The 16,049-nt window shown below is 55.9% G+C and carries 17 protein-coding genes and 1 pseudogene; 13 read left to right on the forward strand and 5 right to left on the reverse strand.

Going from position 1 to position 16,049, the window contains the following annotated elements; translation table 11 throughout:
• Positions 1 to 20: 20 nt before the first annotated feature.
• Positions 21 to 551 carry an inorganic diphosphatase gene (gene ppa / locus BN1128_RS13140; protein WP_042869457.1) on the forward strand — a complete coding sequence of 177 codons (531 nt, stop codon included), beginning with the start codon at positions 21 to 23 and terminating at the stop codon, positions 549 to 551.
• A 24-nt stretch (positions 552 to 575) separates the two neighbouring features.
• Here ppa and BN1128_RS13145 read toward each other — a convergent pair whose 3' ends face one another.
• Positions 576 to 938 (reverse strand): hypothetical protein, encoded by a 363-nt coding sequence (locus BN1128_RS13145; RefSeq protein ID WP_209428570.1) that lies wholly within the window; start codon positions 936 to 938, stop codon positions 576 to 578.
• A gap of 124 nt (positions 939 to 1,062) precedes the next feature.
• On the opposite strand from BN1128_RS13145, the gene BN1128_RS13150 reads away from it, so the two are divergent.
• From BN1128_RS13150 to BN1128_RS26050, 11 genes are all read left to right on the forward strand, one after another.
• On the forward strand, positions 1,063 to 1,941 hold the full coding sequence (locus tag BN1128_RS13150) for a hypothetical protein (protein WP_042869461.1): 879 nt from the start codon (positions 1,063 to 1,065) through the stop codon (positions 1,939 to 1,941).
• Between the two features lie 264 nt (positions 1,942 to 2,205).
• On the forward strand, positions 2,206 to 2,748 hold the full coding sequence (locus BN1128_RS13155; protein WP_042037275.1) for a YtfJ family protein: 543 nt from the start codon (positions 2,206 to 2,208) through the stop codon (positions 2,746 to 2,748).
• A 44-nt stretch (positions 2,749 to 2,792) separates the two neighbouring features.
• Positions 2,793 to 3,083, forward strand: coding sequence for a hypothetical protein (locus BN1128_RS13160; protein ID WP_042869464.1), 291 nt, complete (start codon positions 2,793 to 2,795; stop codon positions 3,081 to 3,083).
• 36 nt (positions 3,084 to 3,119) lie between these two features.
• Positions 3,120 to 3,722 (forward strand): DUF2796 domain-containing protein, encoded by a 603-nt coding sequence (locus tag BN1128_RS13165; protein ID WP_042869466.1) that lies wholly within the window; start codon positions 3,120 to 3,122, stop codon positions 3,720 to 3,722.
• A 4-nt stretch (positions 3,723 to 3,726) separates the two neighbouring features.
• Entirely contained in the window at positions 3,727 to 4,416 is a 690-nt protein-coding gene (locus BN1128_RS13170; RefSeq protein ID WP_042869467.1) for an ABC transporter ATP-binding protein, read from the forward strand.
• 76 nt (positions 4,417 to 4,492) lie between these two features.
• Complete coding sequence (locus tag BN1128_RS13175) at positions 4,493 to 5,740, forward strand: ABC transporter permease (protein WP_042869469.1); 1,248 nt, start codon at positions 4,493 to 4,495, stop codon at positions 5,738 to 5,740.
• 32 nt (positions 5,741 to 5,772) lie between these two features.
• A complete protein-coding gene (locus BN1128_RS13180) occupies positions 5,773 to 6,252 on the forward strand; it encodes a DUF3299 domain-containing protein (protein ID WP_042869471.1) in 480 nt (159 codons plus the stop codon).
• A 290-nt stretch (positions 6,253 to 6,542) separates the two neighbouring features.
• Positions 6,543 to 7,397 (forward strand): TIGR03899 family protein, encoded by an 855-nt coding sequence (locus BN1128_RS13185; protein ID WP_042869472.1) that lies wholly within the window; start codon positions 6,543 to 6,545, stop codon positions 7,395 to 7,397.
• A 296-nt stretch (positions 7,398 to 7,693) separates the two neighbouring features.
• The gene (locus BN1128_RS13190; RefSeq protein ID WP_042869474.1) at positions 7,694 to 9,331 is read left to right on the forward strand and encodes a methyl-accepting chemotaxis protein; all 1,638 of its coding nucleotides are present in this window, start codon (positions 7,694 to 7,696) and stop codon (positions 9,329 to 9,331) included.
• Between the two features lie 546 nt (positions 9,332 to 9,877).
• Complete coding sequence (locus BN1128_RS24130) at positions 9,878 to 10,873, forward strand: hypothetical protein (protein ID WP_156140317.1); 996 nt, start codon at positions 9,878 to 9,880, stop codon at positions 10,871 to 10,873.
• Positions 10,874 to 10,981: 108 nt separating this feature from the next.
• A complete protein-coding gene (locus BN1128_RS26050) occupies positions 10,982 to 11,164 on the forward strand; it encodes a hypothetical protein (RefSeq protein ID WP_209428569.1) in 183 nt (60 codons plus the stop codon).
• A 444-nt stretch (positions 11,165 to 11,608) separates the two neighbouring features.
• Here BN1128_RS26050 and BN1128_RS26240 read toward each other — a convergent pair.
• Positions 11,609 to 11,743 (reverse strand): annotated as a pseudogene (locus BN1128_RS26240) (alpha-amylase family glycosyl hydrolase); the annotation flags it as partial.
• A gap of 285 nt (positions 11,744 to 12,028) precedes the next feature.
• Between BN1128_RS26240 and BN1128_RS13205 the strand changes: the two are divergent.
• Positions 12,029 to 12,523 carry an AbaSI family restriction endonuclease gene (locus tag BN1128_RS13205; protein WP_042869476.1) on the forward strand — a complete coding sequence of 165 codons (495 nt, stop codon included), beginning with the start codon at positions 12,029 to 12,031 and terminating at the stop codon, positions 12,521 to 12,523.
• A 402-nt stretch (positions 12,524 to 12,925) separates the two neighbouring features.
• Here the strand turns inward: BN1128_RS13205 and cysC are convergent, their stop codons facing one another.
• The 3 genes from cysC to cysD all read right to left on the reverse strand — a co-directional run bounded on the left by cysC (position 12,926) and on the right by cysD (position 16,025).
• Positions 12,926 to 13,510, reverse strand: a complete 585-nt coding sequence (gene cysC, locus BN1128_RS13210; protein WP_042869478.1) for an adenylyl-sulfate kinase — start codon at positions 13,508 to 13,510, stop codon at positions 12,926 to 12,928.
• Positions 13,511 to 13,626: 116 nt separating this feature from the next.
• Positions 13,627 to 15,069 (reverse strand): sulfate adenylyltransferase subunit CysN, encoded by a 1,443-nt coding sequence (gene cysN / locus BN1128_RS13215; RefSeq protein WP_042869479.1) that lies wholly within the window; start codon positions 15,067 to 15,069, stop codon positions 13,627 to 13,629.
• An 11-nt stretch (positions 15,070 to 15,080) separates the two neighbouring features.
• Entirely contained in the window at positions 15,081 to 16,025 is a 945-nt protein-coding gene (gene cysD / locus BN1128_RS13220; protein ID WP_257982474.1) for a sulfate adenylyltransferase subunit CysD, read from the reverse strand.
• Positions 16,026 to 16,049: the final 24 nt, after the last annotated feature.

The following is a 16,049-nucleotide window of genomic DNA, read 5'->3' on the forward strand; positions in this document are numbered from 1 at the left end:
CCAACACTGAAGGAAACGTCATGAGCCTGAACCTGGTACCGGCTGGCAAGAGCCTGCCCGACGACATCTACGTCATCATCGAAATCCCGCAGAATGCCGACCCGATCAAATACGAAGTCGACAAGGACAGCGGTGCCATCTTCGTTGATCGCTTCATGTCGACCCCTATGTTCTACCCGTGCAACTACGGCTACGTGAACGCCACCCTGTCTCTGGATGGTGATCCGGTCGACGTGCTGGTTCCGACTCCCTACCCGCTGCTGGCTGGCTCCGTCATTCGCTGCCGCCCGGTTGGCGTGCTGAAGATGACCGACGAATCTGGCGAAGATGCCAAGATCGTGGCCGTGCCGCACTCCAAGCTGACCAAGCAGTATGACCACATCAAGGATGTGAACGATCTGCCCGAGCTGCTGCGCGCCCAGATCCAGCACTTCTTCGAGCGCTACAAAGAGCTGGAAGCGGGCAAGTGGGTCAAGGTGGAAGGTTGGGGCGACAAGGCTGCTGCCGAAGCCGAGATCGTTACCTCTGCCGAGCGTTACGCTGCCAAGTAAGCGTACCCTCGCAAAAAAGGCGCCTCAGGGCGCCTTTTCTATTGGCTGTTGCGGGCGCTGACCGGGTGTCTCGCCGGCAGGATCCCCCTGGATGTAGATGTCACGGCCATCCTGCTGATAGGGCCGGTAATAGTCACCACCGCAGCGATAACCCCCACCCTGCTCACTCATCAGCTCGCAGTTGACCGGCAACACCTCCAGCCACTTGATGGCCTGCTGGAAACGCAGCCACTCCTGCCATTCATGCTCCCGCGCCAGCTTGTCCCGCAGGGCAAAGGTATCCGCGCTGGACATCCCCTTGTTGACGATCACCTGGCCCGCCGCCGCAGGCAAGGCGGCCAACAGCAACAACAGCTGTGGAATTCGCTTCATGACGGTTTCCTGTATGACTTATTTCCAGAATTAAATTTAAAGCATTATCAGACTGTTACCCAGATCATCAAAACTAAGCTCATCCAAATCCGGCCGGCTCACCTAGTTGTTTATTATCACCCCGAGCAGGATGCACATCATGAAACTGGCACAAAGTCTGTTGTTGAGTCTAGTGTTCGCATCCACGGTCGGCGCCAACGAAGTCAACCTGAGCTGGCAGTGGCAGTCTGCCGACGGCCAGCAGAAGCACCTGCAACTGAATGCGGACGAGCGCATCATGTCCGCCAGCCGCCACGAGATGACCCTGCTCGATGCCTCCCTCAACTATCCGCTGGAGACACTCTACTCCTACATCAGCCCGCGCCTTTACAACAGCATCAACCTGATCAACCAGACCAGTCCCGAAACCGCCACCAAGTTTCGCAATCTGGAGCAGGCCTTCACCCTGCACGACGACAGCATGGAGTCGACCCTGTTCTGGCAGGCCTACCAGCAATATCAGGAAGATGCCTTCTACCAGATGCGGGTGGTGCCCTGCGTGCATCCGGCCAATCGCAAGCTGCCCTGCGTGCGCCCCAACTACTCCCAGCTGTTCTACCAGTTCAAGGGAGACCTCAGGCCGCTGGCGAAGCAGTTTTCCGCCAAGGATCTGGCCACCAGCGTCGGTCTGCTGCAGGAGTGGCTGAGCGCCATCCCCACTCCCCCCGAGCAGATGGATCACTTCGCCCCACCCCTGCAGGCCTTGCAGGACAACAAGGCCGACAGCGACGAGAAGGCACTGCTGATGGCAAGCCTCTTGGCCGAGCTGGCGCCGCAATACATGCTCAGCATCATATACCCCAACATCAGCATCGGCAGCGTCTCGCCAGCCTGGCTGGCCATCACGGCCGACAGCGGCCTGAAGGGCGATCCCCTGGTGATCGGCAATCAACGCCACATCTTGCTGACCGGCTCGCCCCTGCTGGCCCAGCAGATGACCATGGCCAAGATCCCGCTGATCAGCGAACCCTTGTATTGAGACACGCCCGCCATGCCAGTTGAACCGCAACCGGTTCAACTGAAGCACACTCCTCAAACCAGTTGATAACTAATTGATTTTTATCGACTGCGTGCCATCCTAGCCGCCTTTGCCAGCCGCTGCCTGCGCTGGCGGGCAGCCCGCTCGGCTCACTCGCGAGCTTATTTAACACTTTTTAAACAGATCCGATCAGTTTAGGATGAGTTCTGCCCCATTCCCTCAAGTGAAAAATCGTTATAACATAACAAAAGGAGTGTCATCAGGATGAAACATCTCGTACTTACTCTGGCGCTGCTGCCAACACTGGTCATGGCTCACAACATCAAGGAGTCTGCCCAGGTGCCGCTGGTCAACATCAGCGACAAGGGTGAACTGGTACTGCAAGAGAAAGAGGTCAGCTACCAACCTTGGCAAAGCAAGGTACTGACTGGCAAAGTCTTTTTGATCCAGCACATCGCGGGTCGCTCCAGTGCCAAGGAGCTGAACGCCCCCATGATCGAGGCGATCAAGGCAGCCAAGCTGCCCCACGACAAGTACCAGACAGTCACCATCATCAACAGCAATGACGCCATCTGGGGCACCTCCGGTTTTGTGAAGAGCAGTGCCGAAGACAGCAAGAAAGAGTTCCCCTGGTCCGCCATGGTGCTGGATGCCAAGGGCATGGCCCGCAACGCCTGGGATCTCGCGCCGGAAAGCTCGGCCATCATACTGCTGGATAAAGAGGGCAAGGTGCTGTTTGCCAAAGATGGCCAGCTCGATGCCAACAATATTGCTACCGTGATGGGGCTCATCCAGTCCCATCTCTGAATCAGAGAGAAGGGGCGCTGATGGCGCCCCTTTCATAAGGGTCTATGGGTCGTTTCAAGCTGAAAATCTGGTTGTTGCTGCTGGGCTGGTTGTGGTTGCAACCAGCGCTGGCACAACACCCGCTGGAAGCGGACCTGCCCGGTCATAGCCATACGTGCGTCCTCTGCGCCCTCCATCTCGATGGCAAGCTGGCACTGACGCCCAACTTGCCCATCCCAGTCCCGCATGTGGTCATCGGCAAGCTAGCTGATACCGCCTTGCCCGCCATCGATTCCACCCCTTCAGGCCAGTGTCGCATTCGGGCCCCGCCGCACTTTCATTGCTTCTCCCACTGAACATTTCTCTTATCAATTGTTTCAAAAGGATTAACGATGAAAGCAGTCACCCTGTTACTGGCGGCAGCCGCCTTTGGCGTGCAAGCAAATCACGACGAGCATGAGAGTCACGGCCACGGTGCCCACGAGCACGGCCACGGCCACCTCAACCTGGTGCTCGATGGCAACCAGTTGATGCTCGAGCTGCAGGCTCCCGCCGCGGATCTGGTGGGCTTCGAGCACGCCGCCAAGAGCGACGAGGAGAAGGCGCAATACGCCAAGGCCATGGCTCAGCTCAAGCAACCCGATGCCCTGTTTCGCTTCGACCCGGCGGCCGGCTGCAAGCTGACCCAGCAGGAACTCAATGCGGCCAAGGAAGATCATGATCACGACCATGACCATGACCATGACCATGACCATGACCATGACCATGAAAAGGCTGGCAGCAGTCATGATGACCACCACCATGATGATGCGGGTCACGCCGATGTGGGCGCCATGTACACCTACACCTGTGAGGCTCCGGCCAAGCTGACCGGACTGGAAGCCACTCTGTTCAGCGTCTATCCAAGCCTGGAGAAGCTGAGCGTGCAGGGCATACTGCCCACCGGCCAGACTGCGGCCGAGCTGACCCCATCCGCCAACAAGCTGAGCTGGTAATCCCATGAAAAAAGCCGTGGTTGAGATCCGCGATCTGGCCTTTGCCTGGCCGGATCACGAGCCTGTACTCGATCTGCCTGCCCTTACCATCGGCGCGGGGGAGCGGGTGTTCATCAAGGGGCCATCGGGCTCCGGCAAGTCGACCCTGCTTGGCTTGCTTGCCGGGATCCAGACCGCCAACCACGGCACTCTGGACGTGCTGGGCCAGCCATTGGCCCAGCTCTCCGGCCGTGCCCGTGACCACTTCCGGGCGGCCAATCTGGGTTATATCTTCCAGCAGTTCAATCTGCTGCCATTTTTATCCGTGCTGGACAACGTCACCGCCGCCCTCACCTTCTCGCCCGAGAAGCGGGCTCGTCTGCAGGGGAGTCCCGAGCAGGAGGCGCGCCGCCTGCTGGCGGAGCTGCAACTGCCGGCCGAGGCGCTGCACAGGCAGGTTCACGCCCTCAGCATAGGCCAGCAACAGCGGGTGGCCGCCGCGCGAGCGCTGATCGGCTCGCCACCGCTGGTGATCGCCGATGAACCCACCTCGGCTCTCGATACCGACAACCGGGCCGCCTTCATCAAGCTGTTGTTCGAGGAGTGCGACAAGCAAGGATCGACCCTCATCTTCGTCAGTCACGATCCCTATCTCGAGCCGCTCTTCCCGCGAGTGGAGAATCTGCAACTGCTCAACCGGAGGGCCATATGCTGACTCCATTTGACCACGGTGACCGTATCGCCACATCCGCCCCAAAGGGTGCATCACAACCACAACACCGGAGGCCAGTATGCTGAAGCTCGCCCTGCAAAGTCTCTGGGCCCGTCGCCTCACAGCCGGGCTGACCCTGCTGGCCGTGGCCATCAGCGTCACCCTGCTGCTCGGAGTGGAGCGGGTCCGCACCCAGGCCCGCGAGAGCTTTTCCAATACGGTCTCGGGCACAGACCTTATCGTCGGCGCCCGCTCCGGCCAGGTTAACCTGCTGCTCTACTCGGTATTTCGCATCGGCAACCCCACCAACAACGTGGGCTGGGAGGCCTATCAGGCCATCAAGACAAAACCCGGCGTCGCCTGGACCATCCCCCTATCCCTCGGGGATTCTCACAAGGGCTTTCGGGTACTCGGCACCAATGGCGACTACTTCACCCACCTGAAGTACGGTCAGCAACAATCGCTGCAACTGCGGGAGGGGCGGCCGTTCGACACGCCATTCGAGGCTGTGCTCGGTGCCCAGGTGGCCGAGAAGCTCGGCTACCGGCTGGATCAGTCCATCGTCATCGCCCACGGCGCCGGCAACACTTCCTTCAGCCAGCACGACAACCTGCCGTTCAAGGTAGTGGGGATACTGGCACCGACCGGCACCCCCATAGACAGAACCATCCACGTGCCGCTGGCCGGTATCGAGGCGATCCACCTGGGCTGGGACACGGGCCGGCACAGCAAGAACGTGACCGCCGAACAGGCGCTGGCGCAGGATCTGACACCCAAAACCATCACCGCCTTCATGGTGGGCTTAAGCAATCGCATCCTGGCGTTCCAGCTGCAGCGCAGCGTCAATACCTACCGGGGCGAGCCGCTGATGGCAATCCTGCCGGGGGCTGCCCTGCAGGAGTTGTGGAGCCTAATGAGCGTGGCGGAAACCGCGCTCTCGGTGATCGCCGGCTTCGTGGTGGTGGCGGGCCTCATCGGCATGCTGACCACCTTGCTGGCGGGGCTCAACGAGCGGCGGCGCGAGCTGGCCATCCTGCGCTCCCTGGGGGCAGGCCCCGCCCACCTGTTCCTGTTGCTGGCGCTGGAGGCAATGGCCCTCACCACGGCAGGCATAGCCCTCGGGGTGGCCGCGCTCTATCTGGGACAGGGGCTTGCTACCCCCTGGCTGCTCAGCCACTATGGCCTGCAATTGAGCCTGGGGCTGCCGAGCGCCTACGAATGGCAGTTGCTGGGGCTGGTGTGGCTGGCGGGCATGGTGATAGGCCTGCTGCCCGCGGCCCGGGCCTATCGCTACAGCCTGAGTGATGGCATGAGCATTCGCGTCTAGCGACTCGCCCGCATAACAAGAGAGAAGGACAGATGATGAAGTGGAAAATTGTGGCGCTGCTGGCCAGCCTGCTGGCGCTGCAGGCCCTGGCCGCCGATTACAAGACCATCGACTGGGACGTACTGATCCCGCAAGGGGAGCGGCTGTTGCCACCGCCCCAGGTGAGCCACGATGGCGATTTCTCCTCGGTGCCACAGCCGGTGGGCGGGGTCAACCAGAAGCTGGATCAACAGAACGTGCGGATCCCGGGGTTTGTAGTCCCGCTGGAGGGGGATGCCAAGAAGATCACCGCCTTCCTGCTGGTGCCCTACTTCGGCGCCTGCATCCATGTGCCGCCGCCCCCCACCAACCAGGTGGTCTATGTGAGCTACCCCAAGGGCGCCCCCGTGGATGATCTGTGGGATGCCATCTGGGTGAAGGGCAAGATGCGCACCATCAGTTCCAGCCACGAGATGGCCACCGCCTCCTACTCCATGGAGGCGGTCGAGGTCAGCGTCTACGAAGAGGAATAAGTCAGACATCATGATGCGCGTCTGATGAGTTCCAGCCACGAGATGGCCACCGCCTCCTACTCCATGGAGGCGGTCGAGGTCAGCGTCTACGAAGAGGAATAAGTCAGACATCATGATGCGCGCCCGCCTCCCCGGGCCGAACTTAGCATCCAGCAACAGTGGCTTTCGAACGAAGGCCACTTTTTTATCCCCTTGCCCGCCGAAACCGAGATCAGCCCCTGCTTGAGGGATTGCCCGCCATCCCGGTTGGAGTAACATTCAAGACTAGACCTTGCGATCACGGAGCCAGTATGGCTGACCTGCCCCCGCCCAAGAAAGAGAGTTCCATCCTGAGCAGCCAGGAGCAGACCCTGCGCCTGGCCCGCAGTCGCGGCATAGACGGCATGCTCACCCGCAACAGCGACAGCACCTTCGAACAGCGCGCCACCTTTCGCCATCTGGCGGATCAGGCCGCTCGCCAGCGCAATCTGGAAGCCATCATGGTGATGGCCTCCCGCCACTGCGAAGAGACGGCCGCCGGCGGCGAGATGGACAGCGACTGGCTGACCCGCTTCCTGCAACTGGCGGAAGACATCAGCATGGTGCCCATGCAGCAGCTGTGGGGCCGCATCTTCGCCATCGAGATCGCCACTCCAGGCCGTTTCTCCATTCGCGCCCTCACCACCCTCAAGGAGATGACCCAGCGCGAGGCCCAGCTGTTCCAGCGGATCTGCGCCCTCGCCTGCCACTATGCGGGCAGCGATGAGCAGCGCCTGCTGCTGGGGCTGCACAAGGGGGCCAGCCTGCTCAGCCGCGCCAAGGTGACCCGGCTTGGTCTGGGCAAATACCGATTGCCCTACAATGCCCTGTTGCAGCTGTTCGAGCTCGGCCTGCTGCACAAGGGAGAGCTGGAATCCGGCCCGCTGCCCGCCGACGGGGTCGAGCTGGAGTTCGGCAACCAGCGCTGGCGCCTGCAGCGCAAGCAGAGCAATATCACCCTGCTCTACTACCGGCTTACCCCGGTAGGCAACGAGATCGCCCAGCTGTTGCAGGAGCCGCCGCTGGAGGAGTACCTGCAGGATCTGAAAACCGTGCTGGTGCAGGGGATCCAGATCGAAGTGATGCAGCTGGTCAGCGAGCCACCCGCTCCCGACCCACTCCCCTGATCTTTAGCGGGGCAGCTCATGCCGCCCCGTCTGTTCTTGGCTCCTTCGCACCAAACTCCTGGCACCTGGCTCCTTGGCTCATGACCTCATGGGCCTGGCCAGAATGAGTTGCAAATTGCAGATCCCGCAGGGGCACACCCCGTCAGATCCGTTGCAGATTGCAAACAGCCGCGCTCTTTTCCTGCCCAAAAGCCACTAATAACACATTCGTCATTAGTTTTTGCCAGCTGGCCCGCCCTTTGCACTAGATCTTGATGCAGATCAAAATTCAACCACCACAGCTCGGGAGCAAGGCCATGAGAATCAATCAACCGGTTACCCAAAGAGAACGCCTCTATCCAGACCACCAGAGCCTGATCTCCACCACGGATCTGGAGAGTCGCATCACCTATGCCAACGAGGAGTTCTGCGACATTGCAGGCTTCTCGCTCGACGAGCTGACAGGGGAACACCACAATCTGGTACGCCACCCGGACATGCCGAAACAGGCCTTTGCCGATCTGTGGGGTCACATCAGAGATGGCAAGAGCTGGATGGGACCGGTGAAAAACCGCTGCAAGAATGGCGACCACTACTGGGTCAGCGCGTTTGTCACCCCCATCAAGGATGCCAGTGGCCGGGTGGTTGAATATCAGTCGGTGCGCACCGCCCCGAGCGAGGAGATCAAGCAGCGGGCCGAGAAGGTCTATGCCGACCTTCGCAACAACAAGCTGCCGCTGGCGCTCAAATTGCCCACCTTCTCCCATACCCTGGTGACCATGCTCTGCCTGCTGCTGAGTCTGGCGGCCATGGTCGCGCTGGGATACCACCACGACATGGGCTGGCAACTGGCGCTGGCCGCCCTCCCGCTGGCGGTGGCCGCCATCACCCTCAATGCCCTCTCTCGCCGCCTCGGCAAGCTCAACAAGATGGCCCGTAGCCGCTTCGACAACCCGCTGATGCAACTGCTCTACACCAACAAGGTGGACAACATCGCCGCCATCGAACTCTCGATGGTGATGAACCAGGCCGAGTTCAACGCCGTGCTGGCCCGCACCCAGCAGACTTGCAGCCGGATCCTGCAGGCCGCCGAGGGGGATCTGCGCAACGCCGAGTCCATCACCGACAACCTGCAACAGCAGCAAGCAGAGACCAATCAGGTGGCGACTGCCATCACCCAGATGTCCGAGTCCATTCGCGAGGTTTCGCAAAGTTCGACCGACTCCTCCAGCCTGTTGGACGAGACCACAGATCTGTTCAAGAGCGGCAACAGCAGCGTGGCAGAGACGGTGGCCGCCGTAGCCGGTATGAACAGCGAGCTGACCACCTCCAAAACCGTCATCAGCGCGCTGGTCGGCCACTGCCGCGATATCGACGGCATCCTCGATGTGATCAACAACATAGCCAACCAGACCAACCTGCTGGCCCTCAATGCCGCCATCGAAGCGGCCCGGGCTGGCGAAGCGGGGCGCGGTTTCTCGGTAGTGGCCGATGAGATCCGCTCGCTCGCCATCAAGACCCAATCCTCGACCAGCGAAATCCAGAAGATGATCACCGAGCTGCAAACCAGCGCAGGGGATGCTGAGCAGGCGATGGAGAAGGGCTGCCAGCTCTCCGAGAGCTGCCAGCAAAAAGCCTCGGCGACCGGCACCATACTCCAGCAGATCAACAACATGCTGCAGCAAGTGGCCTCCGGCAGCGGCCAGATTGCCCAGGCGGTACAGGAGCAGTTCCACGTCACCGCCGAGATCAACCGCAACGTGCTCAGCATCAAGACCCTGGCCGATGACTCCAGCGTCGGCAGCCAGCACGCCGTGCACGGCATCACCCAGCTGGTAAACCAGTTGAGCGATCTCGACCGGCTGGTGCGCCAGTTCCAGAAAACCGCCCCGGCCACCCAAAACCGCTATGAAGCAGCGGCCACCCGCGCCGTCCCGCTGCGCCAAGCCAGATAACCACCACACACAAGCAATCACCGCAGAAAAACCCTATGGGCCCGCAGGCCCATAGGGTTTTTTAATGCCCGCTAACAAGAGGGCCGCACCGCCGTTTCCCCGTCCAATCTCCCTCTGCGCTGATGGCCGCCGCTATTGAACGGCCATATCCCAACCCATTACTGATTAAATTATTGAGCTTGCTCAGAAATTTTCCCGCTTCCACTTTCATCCCCAGCCCCGTTCGGTAACATAGCCGCTTGGCAACCTCTCGTTGGAGTCAGCCATGAGCCAAGCCAGTGTCAAAACGCAGGTAAAAAGCAGCAAACTGGAGGCTGAAATTCAGGGGCGGTAGCGTGGTTTTTGTAAGTTGATCCAGAGCGTAGCGAAGCCCAACAGACGAGCATTATTACGCCAACCATAGCGGGATAAATATGGATTTGGCCGAACGGTAAAACAAATTTGCAGATACGTTTCGTGGTAAACGTTGGGCTTCACTTCGTTCAGCACCAAGCTACGATTGTTAGCCCAACATACGAGATGTTAAGCATTCAAAAAGGTTTTCAAATGGGTTTCGAAGATATAGTAAGCGTGTCAACGGTCATAATTGGCTCAATTGGGAGTGCAGGTGCAATAATTTTTGGACTGTCATCTTGGCTGGGAAAAGTGTGGGCAAATCACTTGATGAATACTGAGAAGTTTAAACATCAGCAAGAGCTTCTAGTCATTACTGAAGAGATTAAAAATAAAAATATTGTTGCATTAGAAAAACTAAAAGCTCAAATAGAATCAACCTCTCATATCGAAAAGCTTGATAAAACTCATGAACATGAGCAAAGGAAGAAAATTAAAGAAGTTATCTCAAAAAACAAGGTAAATATCATTGACGCTGCAGAATCATTAAACCACAGAATGTGGAACTTTGGTGATAATTATTCAGAGGGCTGGCATGTTAAAAATGATAGGAAGATAGACAGCCAATATTATCTATATTCTTTTGCTTACAGGTTGTTAGCTTTTTTTTCATGGTGCGATAAAGTTGAGAAAGAAATGATTTATTTAGATTCGACAATTGCAGAAGAAAAAGATCTTAATTTTGTTAAATTCCTAAAACTGTTTCCACAGTTAATGTGTGATGCATCTTTATTTAAAGACTTAGAATACGATTATAGCCATGACACTGACCACTTTTATAAGAACAACTTTCAATCATCTATAAATCAAATCAGTAGAAAAGATGGGGTAATAACCTTCGAAGATTTTAAAAGTAAAATAGAGAAAAATGAAATTAATGTAGATAAAGTTATCGACTTTTTATCTGGTATAAACCCGAATGAGAACAGATTGCGTTGGTTCCGTTTAGAGTCGATGCATTTTGTATTGTTGATGTTTATAAATACCTTTGGCTATGATTTTCAATATACTGACATTGAAAAGATTCGGGGTTTGTTGAAAAAACATAAAGACAATCCAACATTTCCAAACTTAAATAGAATGATATGTGATTTTAAGTTACAAGATAGCTCTGAGGTTAAATTTATTTCTTCAGAGCTAAACTCCTAACAAGCACTTTAAGTCTGAACTCCAATAGCTGGCTGAATTTCGCTGCGTTAGGTATTTTAGCCGACTATTTTCGTCCGTTTAAGTTGGCGTTAAATACCAAGGAGAGTCATGAATAAGCCAAACCAAAGGATAGGAGCAAAATCCAATGCTCATGTAGGAAGAGATTTTGAGCTGGCTGCGAAAAGCTTCTTTACCAATGAAGGACTTTCTCTTGATACTAACATAAAGATACCGATTGGTATTAGTGGGCTTAAGAAGGTCCATGCTTTTGATTTAGGCAGCCTAAATTGAAAAATTTTAATTGAATGCAAATCGCACAAATGGACAGCACCGAATGACAACGTCCCCAGTGCTAAACTGACAGTTTGGAACGAAGCTATGTATTATTTTTTAGCAGCTCCTTCTGACTACCGAAAAATAATGTTCGTACTCCGTGACTATAGTGAAAAACGCAAGGAAACGTTGGCGGAATACTATATTCGCACTTATCGCCATTTGATTCCAGAAGGTGTCGAGCTGTGGGAGTACGATGAATCAAACATGTCAGCCCGTAGATTCAAATAGCGCAGCGTATTCGGACAATCGCGAATAACTCCACAGAGATATAAGCAAGGATCGGAAGATCCTCTTGCGGGGTTGCTATCGACCGCTTTGGAATGGCTCAAGACTCGCTGGTGCCACTATAAGCTGGATTTATGGGTTTTCCGATAATGACCCAACTTTTGCTTATAGTGGCTGGCGCCGGTGCTCATAGCTATTGCCAGAATGCATATCTTGTCCACACAAGAAGGCCCGCCGCACACAACGGCTGACCACATGGTAATAGGGTGTATCTTGCAGGCTAATCTGGCGTGAACGAGCGATGGTCATGGCACACTCCTCGACTGGCTACCCATCAAGAGAAGCAGCATGCTACGCTGCAGTCAAATTGGTGGGTGTCCCAGATTTCCCCACCTACTTAATGTGAATGTATAATACTATGACAATAGACATAATGGCGGGCAAGCAATAAAAACATGGGGGAGCACCCAATTCCCCCCTATCTGTTATCACCCTCAATAAGGGTGGAACTCCAATATTTCTCATTGAAATAGTTAAGACTTATTACATCCAATTTAGAGTACAGATAACACAGTTATACAGAGAATTAAACTTATGAGCACTCAAGTGGAAAAGTTCATTTTCAACAATACAAGAACAAGCCATAAACGATGGGAATCCATTGTTATGTATGCACTTCATTATGCTCTTAGCGATGTAAAGCTCATGTCTCAATATCCTGTCGACAAATACTTTATCGACGGATATTTTCCTGACTTGAAGATCGCAGTAGAAATTGATGAACCATATCACAACCGGCAAAAAGAAGATGATTCAAAAAGAGAATCCTACATAAAAGCAGAGCTTGATTGTGAATTTTTTAGAATCAATGTTAGCGAGCCTGTATATGAGCAAATTGACAACTTGGTTGATAAAATAAGAGCTTTATCACCTCCAAAATGGGAAATCAAGGAACGACCAGCGAGAGCGATTAGCGGCGAGTTTTCACAAGACAAGATAGATGGATTGACTGCAACAAATGCATTTGAATTTTTAGATGGCATACAAGAAGAGCTAGAACAATTAGGTTTATCTGTAGACACTAAATAATTAAATCCAAATACCTTGCCAAGTAATGGAATGATAGGTTTTGATGTCATTTTAGACGAACTTAGATTAACGGTATTTACTCGAAGCACATGCAAACCAAAAATAATTATTTCGAAATATGATGCTAATACTCTAAGGGAATTAGGCGTAGACTGTTCAGAACCATCCAAAACCAAGCCACCATATTGGAAAATCATGGATATGGACAAACAACTTACCAGAGAAGAGACGGTTACCTATTTGTTGAATCTCTCAAGGAAACTTAAGCATAAGTAAAAATATTTACTACATCTTAAACACGCATGTTCGATAAATGACAGCAAAAATACATTGCTGATAAATAAGGGGGAAATTGCCCCCCTTATTTATCAAAGTTCGATACTGATAATCAACCTCAATCGATCAGCCCCTCCGCCTTAGAGCAGTAAGCAACTCATCCACCAACACTTCCACCGGTTTGCCGGCGTTAAGCAGATGAATTTCCGGCTGCTCCGGCGCCTCATAAGCCGAATCGATACCGGTAAAGTTGCGAATTTCCCCGGCCCGCGCCTTCTTGTAGAGCCCCTTGGGGTCGCGCTCTTCACAGACGGCGAGGGGCGCATCGACAAACACCTCGACAAACTCGTCCGGCCCCAAGAGATTGCGCACCAGCTCCCGTTCGGCACGGAACGGAGAGATAAAGGCGGTGAGCACGATAAGGCCCGCATCCACCATCAGTTTGGCCACTTCGCCGACCCGGCGGATATTCTCCTGACGGGCCGCATCATCGAAACCGAGATCGCCGCACAGGCCGTGGCGCACATTGTCCCCATCCAGCAGATAGGTGTGCTTGCCCTCGGCCGCCAGCGCCTGTTCCAACGCCCCCGCCAGGGTGGATTTTCCCGCCCCCGACAGCCCGGTGAACCAGATCACCAGCGGCTTCTGCCCCTTTAATTCGGCCCGGCTTGCCTTGTTCACGGCATGGTCATGCCACACAACGTTATTCATCCAGACTCCTTCTTTTCGTCGGCGCGATCAGGCCCCTCATCCCCTCTCCCGGAAGGAGAGGGAATATTTGCCCCCTTCTCCCTCTCTTTTTAATCGGCGGGAGAGGGTACCTGGCTCTACTGCTTGCCGCTGTCGTTGCCGATGGCCAGCGCCTGCCAGTGCGGGAAGTGCTTGCGTACCAGGGCGTTGAGCTCGATTTCAAACTCGCTGTACTGCTCCGCTTTGCCACCAAGAGTCACCACTTTCGCGGCCAAGCCTTCCACTATCATACCCGCCCCGACGGTGACGTTGGTCAGCCGGTCGATCAGGATGAAGCTGCCGGTGTCGCGGATATCGGTGTATGGATCGAACGCCACAGGGTCAGTCAGGCTCACTTCGCACAAGCCAATCTCGTTGAGATTCAGTTCGCTGGCATCCAGCTCGTCCAGCTTGTTGATTTCGATGCGATGACGGATGACTTCCACCTGACCACGGGTCTTCTTGGTGGCCAGCTTGACGTCATAGACCCGGCCCGGTTGCAAGGACTCCTCCCCCATCCAGACGATATGGGCCAGCACGTTCTGGGTCACCTGGGGCTTTCTGGCGGCATCCACCAGCAGATCGCCGCGGCTGATGTCGATTTCATCGGCAAAGGTGACAGTAATGGCCTGACCCGGCAGGGCGTATTCCAGATCCCCGTCGAAGGTGACGATGCGGGTCACAGTGCTCTCTTTGCCAGACGGCAGCACCGCCAGCTTGTCGCCCACCCGCAGGATGCCGGCCGCGAGCGTGCCCGCGAAGCCGCGAAAATCCAGGTTGGGGCGGTTCACGTACTGCACCGGCAGGCGTACCGGATGACGCTCCAGCTCGCGCTCCACCTCGGCATTTTCCAGCAGGGAGAGCAGGGTCTCCCCCTGATACCAGGCCAGCTTGTCGCTCGGGTTGACCACGTTGTCACCGTCCAGCGCCGAGACAGGCACTATCTGTATGGTGTCGACGCTGAGCTTCTTGGCGAATTCGCGGTAATCGGCACTGATGCGCTCGAACACCTCCTGACTGAACTCCACCAGATCCATCTTGTTGACCGCCACCACGAACTGCTTGATGCCGAGCAGGCTGGCGATAAAGCTGTGACGACGGGTCTGATCCAGTACCCCCTTGCGGGCGTCGATCAGGATGATGGCCAGATCGCAGGTGGAGGCGCCGGTGGCCATGTTGCGGGTGTACTGCTCGTGGCCCGGGGTATCCGAGATGATAAATTTGCGCTTGGCGGTGGAGAAATAGCGGTAGGCCACGTCTATGGTGATGCCCTGCTCGCGCTCGGCCTGCAGGCCGTCCACCAGCAGCGCCAGGTCCAGCTTCTCGCCCGTGGTGCCGAGCTTCTGGCTGTCGGACTCCAGGGCCTTGAGCTGATCTTCATAGATCTGCTGGGAGTCATGCAGCAGACGACCGATCAGGGTGCTCTTGCCGTCGTCCACGCTGCCGCAGGTGAGAAAACGCAGCAGGCTCTTGTGCTGCTGGGCGTGCAGGTAGGCTTCAATGCCCTGTTCGCTGATGGCGGTCTGAATATGGTTGTTCATGATGCGATTCCTTAGAAATATCCCTGACGCTTCTTCTGCTCCATGGAGCCTGCCTGATCGTGGTCAATCAGCCGCCCTTGCCGCTCGCTCGAGGTGGTAAGCAGCATCTCTTCGATGATCTCCGGCAGCGTGGTGGCATCGGACTCGATGGCCCCGGTCAGCGGGTAGCAGCCGAGGGTGCGGAAGCGCACCAGCTCCTGCTTCACTTCATCTTCAGGGCCTATGGGCATGCGCTCGTCATCCACCATGATCTTGATGCCATTGCGCTCAACGACCGGGCGCACGGCCGCGAAGTAGAGCGGCACTATGTCGATGTTCTCGAGATAGATGTATTGCCAGATATCCAGCTCGGTCCAGTTGGAGAGCGGGAACACCCGGATGCTCTCCCCCTTGTTGACCTGGCTGTTGTAGACGCGCCACAGCTCGGGTCTCTGGTTCTTTGGATCCCAGCGGTGAGACTTGTCACGGAAGGAGTAGACCCGCTCCTTGGCACGGGACTTCTCCTCGTCACGACGGGCACCACCAAAGGCGGCATCGAAGCCGTGCTGGTTGAGCGCCTGCTTGAGCCCTTCTGTCTTCATGATGTCGGTGTGCTTGCCGCTGCCGTGCACGAAAGGGTTTATCCCCATGGCGAGGCCGTCCGGGTTCTTGTGGACGATGAGATCCAGCCCGTACTTTTTGGCGGTCTCGTCGCGAAACTTGATCATCTCCTTGAACTTCCAGTCGGTGTCGACGTGCAGCAAGGGGAAAGGGATCTTGCCCGGATAGAAGGCCTTGCGGGCCAGGTGCAGCATGACGGAGGAGTCCTTGCCGATGGAGTACATCATCACCGGGTTTTCAAATTCGGCAGCCACCTCGCGGATGATATGGATGCTCTCGGCCTCCAGCTGCTGCAGATGTGTCAGTCTTTCACGGTCCATGTCGGGTCCTCTGGTCTGGCTAACGCGCCGGGTCAGGGCGCGGTTCGGGTTCAGGTCGGT

It is taken from the genome of Aeromonas piscicola, from assembly GCF_000820005.1.
GTDB classification, from domain to species: domain Bacteria; phylum Pseudomonadota; class Gammaproteobacteria; order Enterobacterales; family Aeromonadaceae; genus Aeromonas; species Aeromonas piscicola.

Excerpts from the sequence above, each read along its gene's own strand:
- BN1128_RS13150 (WP_042869461.1), top strand. The coding sequence starts at position 1,063 with ATGAAACTGGCACAAAGTCTGTTGTTGAGTCTAGTGTTCGCATCCACG.
- BN1128_RS26050 (WP_209428569.1), top strand. The coding sequence starts at position 10,982 with ATGAATAAGCCAAACCAAAGGATAGGAGCAAAATCCAATGCTCATGTA.
- BN1128_RS13160 (WP_042869464.1), top strand. The coding sequence starts at position 2,793 with ATGGGTCGTTTCAAGCTGAAAATCTGGTTGTTGCTGCTGGGCTGGTTG.
- BN1128_RS13205 (WP_042869476.1), top strand. The coding sequence starts at position 12,029 with ATGAGCACTCAAGTGGAAAAGTTCATTTTCAACAATACAAGAACAAGC.
- BN1128_RS13185 (WP_042869472.1), top strand. The coding sequence starts at position 6,543 with ATGGCTGACCTGCCCCCGCCCAAGAAAGAGAGTTCCATCCTGAGCAGC.
- cysN (WP_042869479.1), bottom strand. The coding sequence starts at position 15,069 with ATGAACAACCATATTCAGACCGCCATCAGCGAACAGGGCATTGAAGCC.
- ppa (WP_042869457.1), top strand. The coding sequence starts at position 21 with ATGAGCCTGAACCTGGTACCGGCTGGCAAGAGCCTGCCCGACGACATC.
- BN1128_RS13175 (WP_042869469.1), top strand. The coding sequence starts at position 4,493 with ATGCTGAAGCTCGCCCTGCAAAGTCTCTGGGCCCGTCGCCTCACAGCC.
- BN1128_RS24130 (WP_156140317.1), top strand. The coding sequence starts at position 9,878 with ATGGGTTTCGAAGATATAGTAAGCGTGTCAACGGTCATAATTGGCTCA.
- BN1128_RS13155 (WP_042037275.1), top strand. The coding sequence starts at position 2,206 with ATGAAACATCTCGTACTTACTCTGGCGCTGCTGCCAACACTGGTCATG.
- BN1128_RS13190 (WP_042869474.1), top strand. The coding sequence starts at position 7,694 with ATGAGAATCAATCAACCGGTTACCCAAAGAGAACGCCTCTATCCAGAC.
- BN1128_RS13170 (WP_042869467.1), top strand. The coding sequence starts at position 3,727 with ATGAAAAAAGCCGTGGTTGAGATCCGCGATCTGGCCTTTGCCTGGCCG.
- cysC (WP_042869478.1), bottom strand. The coding sequence starts at position 13,510 with ATGAATAACGTTGTGTGGCATGACCATGCCGTGAACAAGGCAAGCCGG.
- BN1128_RS13180 (WP_042869471.1), top strand. The coding sequence starts at position 5,773 with ATGATGAAGTGGAAAATTGTGGCGCTGCTGGCCAGCCTGCTGGCGCTG.
- BN1128_RS13165 (WP_042869466.1), top strand. The coding sequence starts at position 3,120 with ATGAAAGCAGTCACCCTGTTACTGGCGGCAGCCGCCTTTGGCGTGCAA.